The sequence below is a fragment of the Marinitoga hydrogenitolerans DSM 16785 genome, assembly GCF_900129175.1.
Classification (GTDB): Bacteria; Thermotogota; Thermotogae; order Petrotogales; family Petrotogaceae; genus Marinitoga; species Marinitoga hydrogenitolerans.
On sequence record NZ_FQUI01000073.1, the window covers coordinates 1 to 3,539 of the forward strand.

At 27.6% G+C, this 3,539-nt stretch carries 4 protein-coding genes; all 4 read left to right on the forward strand.

Features of this window, described 5'->3' with window-relative positions:
- The first annotated feature begins 497 nt into the window (after positions 1–497).
- From BUA62_RS11620 to BUA62_RS11625, 4 genes are read left to right on the forward strand one after another with little or no spacing between them, the layout of a single operon-like run.
- Positions 498–671: a hypothetical protein gene (locus BUA62_RS11620; protein WP_159429531.1), complete on the forward strand. Its 174-nt coding sequence runs from the start codon at positions 498–500 to the stop codon at positions 669–671.
- On the forward strand, positions 671–1,966 hold the full coding sequence (locus BUA62_RS11145; protein WP_072866106.1) for a radical SAM/SPASM domain-containing protein: 1,296 nt from the start codon (positions 671–673) through the stop codon (positions 1,964–1,966). Before BUA62_RS11620 ends, BUA62_RS11145 begins: the two co-directional genes overlap by 1 nt.
- Positions 1,963–3,297 (forward strand): radical SAM/SPASM domain-containing protein, encoded by a 1,335-nt coding sequence (locus BUA62_RS11150; protein WP_072866107.1) that lies wholly within the window; start codon positions 1,963–1,965, stop codon positions 3,295–3,297. Before BUA62_RS11145 ends, BUA62_RS11150 begins: the two co-directional genes overlap by 4 nt.
- Positions 3,281–3,442 carry a hypothetical protein gene (locus BUA62_RS11625; protein WP_159429532.1) on the forward strand — a complete coding sequence of 54 codons (162 nt, stop codon included), beginning with the start codon at positions 3,281–3,283 and terminating at the stop codon, positions 3,440–3,442. Before BUA62_RS11150 ends, BUA62_RS11625 begins: the two co-directional genes overlap by 17 nt.
- The last annotated feature ends 97 nt before the right edge of the window (positions 3,443–3,539 follow it).

Here is a 3,539-nt window from a genome sequence, read left to right on the forward strand (position 1 = left end):
TATTATACACCAGGGAGGCAAACCTCTTAAGAAGATAATATGAAGGTATTGTAGACAATAGGGTTTTAGAATTTTTGAAGATGGTATTATAAAATCAAAAAGGAGGGAAAAAATGGAATTTTTGAATCATCCGAATTCAGGATATCAAACTGATTTTTGTGATAAAGACCAAAATTGCAGTTCGTGCCATAATAGTGGTTGTGATCAAAATCAGGGATGTAATCCAAGTTGCGAACCAGATTATGCCTGTCCGCCTATAAATCCTTATTGTATTCCAATAGGATAAAATATAAGAGCCTTTATAAATAAAGGCTCTTATCTAAATAAAAAACTCAAAGGAGTGATTATAATGGAATTTATAAATATACCTAAAAACGAATCAAATGAAGAGTTGGATTTCTGCGAAAAAAACATTAACTGTTCATTTTGTTTTAATGATATGTGCGAACATAATAAAGGATGTAATAATTGATAGAAAATAAGAAAGGATGAGAAATATGAATTTTATTAACTTTCCAAAAACAGGGTATAATTTAAATAGCTGTGGTGAAGTAAATCCTAACTGTGGAGTATGTATTGATGGAGGATGCGATTCATGTTTAGGGACATGTATGGACACATGTATTCCACCAGATTCAATGTGTATAAATTGTGTGGCAGGTGAAAAATAATGTATAAAGAATCATATTACAATTATTTTTTTGAAATAGATGAAGTTCCGGTATTGGTTAATTTAAGAACAGGAGCAATAGCAGAAGTAAAACGTGAAAATGTTCAAAAAATAAAGGAAATATTAAAAGGAAATATAGATGATGATGAATTATTTGAACAATTAAAATATGGTGGATATATTATAGAAAAAGAATATAATGAATATGAAGAAATAAAGATGAGAAATTATAGAGCACGATTTGATAATTCACGGGCAATGTTTACAATAATCCCCACATTTCAATGCAATTTCGATTGTGTATATTGTTATGAAACAAAGAGAAATAAAATAATGACAGTAGAAAAAGCAGGCGAAATTGCAGAATATATAATAAACATAAGCAAAAATAAAAAAACAATCTCAATAGGATGGTTTGGTGGCGAGCCATTGATGAACTTTAAGGCAATTGAATATATAAATAAAAAGATAATAAAAGAGAGCGATGCAGAATTATTTTCATCGATGTCATCAAATGGATATTTATTAAATCATATAGATGTATCAAAATTCGATGAGTTAAAAATAAAAAATGTACAGATAACATTAGACGGAATAGAAGAAACACATAATAAATATCGACCATTAATAGGTGAAGGAAAAACATTTGATAAAATATTAAAAGGTATAGAAAAATTATTTAAAAATACAAAAAATACAAACGTATCAATAAGGGTAAATGTAGGACCTGAAAATTATGAGAGAATAGAAGAATTATTTGATTATCTAGAGAGATTCCCAAAAGAAAGAATAAAAATATATTTTAGATGGATATTTCAGGCATCAGAAAGAAATGAAGAATTTCATATACATGTAAGGGATTTTAGAAAAGAAAATTCATTTACAAAGTTATCAAAATTATATGAAATAGCGATAAACAGAGGGTTTAAAGTAATGTTACCAATATTAGATGGAGATATGTATTGTGAATTTGATAATGTATATAATATGGTAATAGGGCCAGAAGGGGAAATATATCCATGTACAGTTGCTGTAGAGGAAGGTATGGAAATAGGGAAAATAGAAAATGGAATAATAAAATTAGAGACAAAAAAACATTTAAAATGGCATAGTTATAATGGATATGAAGATAAAAATTGTAAAGAGTGTAAAATATTACCTTTGTGTCATGGAGGTTGTAGAAATGCAGCGCTGCATGGGACCAAAGGATGTCCTGAGGAAAAACGTGAAACAGAAAGTTTTATAAAATTATGGTACAAAGTAAAAAAATCTGAGAAAAAGCTGGTGGTAAAATGAAACCATCAGCGTATAATCAATTAATAGAAAAAAATGATGGAAGCCTTCTTTTGTTTAATGGAATAACAAATGCTATATTAAAAGTAGAAAAAGGACATGTTGAAAAAATAAAAAAGATATTATCCGGTGAAATAAAAGAAGAACCAGAAATCCTGGAAAAAGGCGGATTTATAATAAAAGAAGATAAGGATGAATTGAGCGAAATAATAGCTAAATATAAAAGATTTCAATTCTCAGATAAATATTATCATTTAACTATAACAATGACAACAAGCTGTAATTTTAATTGCAAATATTGTTATCAGAGCCAGGCAAAAGAAATAAGCATAAAACCGTTTAAGATTAGAAATATAAAAGAAAATACCATAGATTCAATAATAACGCTGGTAAAAGATAAAATAGAAGAAAAAAAACCAGAGGTATTCAGTGTAACTTTCTGGGGTGGCGAGCCGTTATTGGAAAAAGAAAAAATAATATACATAAGTAAAAAAATTAAAAATATATGTGAGATAGAAGCAGTAAAATACGATTCGTTTATAATAACAAATGGATATTTACTTGATGAAAAAACAATAAATGATTTGAAAAATGCTGGAATAGAAAAATTAATAATAACGCTTGATGGAATAGAAGAAACACATAATAAATTAAGAATATTAAAAAATGGAAAAGGAACATTTGAAAGAATATATGAAAATATAAAAATAGCAACAAAAAAAATATTTGTAAAAATAAGGATAAATGTGTTTCCACATAATATAAATAGTATAAAAAAGTTAATAGATAAGATATCCGAAGATAAATTAAAGATAGAAATTGACTTAAGGCAAGGAGAAACAACAGACAATAACAAACTAAAATCATTTACTTTAAAAGAATTTGCAAAAATAGAAAGTGAATTATATAATTATATAATAGAAAAGATAGAATATTATAACTATAATCCGTTTTTAAAGATAAATCAGGCAAGATGTGATGCTACTAGTATAAATTCATTAGTAATAGATGCTGATGGGAAATTATACAAATGTTGGGGAGAAATAGGAGGTATTTCCAAAGAAATAGGTGAATTAAAAGAGAATGGAAAAATAGAATTAAATTACAGAAAAAACATATGGATTGCAATAGACCCATTTGATGAGGAATGTAAAAAATGTAAAGTATTGCCATATTGCATGGGAGGATGCATATTAGGAAAAGTTATGGCAGAAAAATACGGAGTAATAGAACGCGGACGAGAAAGGTGCTTGCCGATAAAATATAATTTAAAAGATATGATATTATTAACAGAAAAAACACATGGGAGGCGAAAAAATGGAATTCGTAAATGAACCCAGAGAAGAAAAATTATTTTCCTTTTGCGATATAGGAAAAGAAAAAGTGGAAAATTGTGATCAATGTTCTAATATGGAATGTGAACAAAATGCTGGATGTAAAGGAGAAGATAAAGGATTCTGGAATTGGTGTGATTCTTAACTCATGAAAAGAATAAAAAAATTCATATATTTTCTGTTAAGGGATATATTAATATGGAAAAGCTATAAAACCCAGGCAGTGCTGGGGATACTCAGTG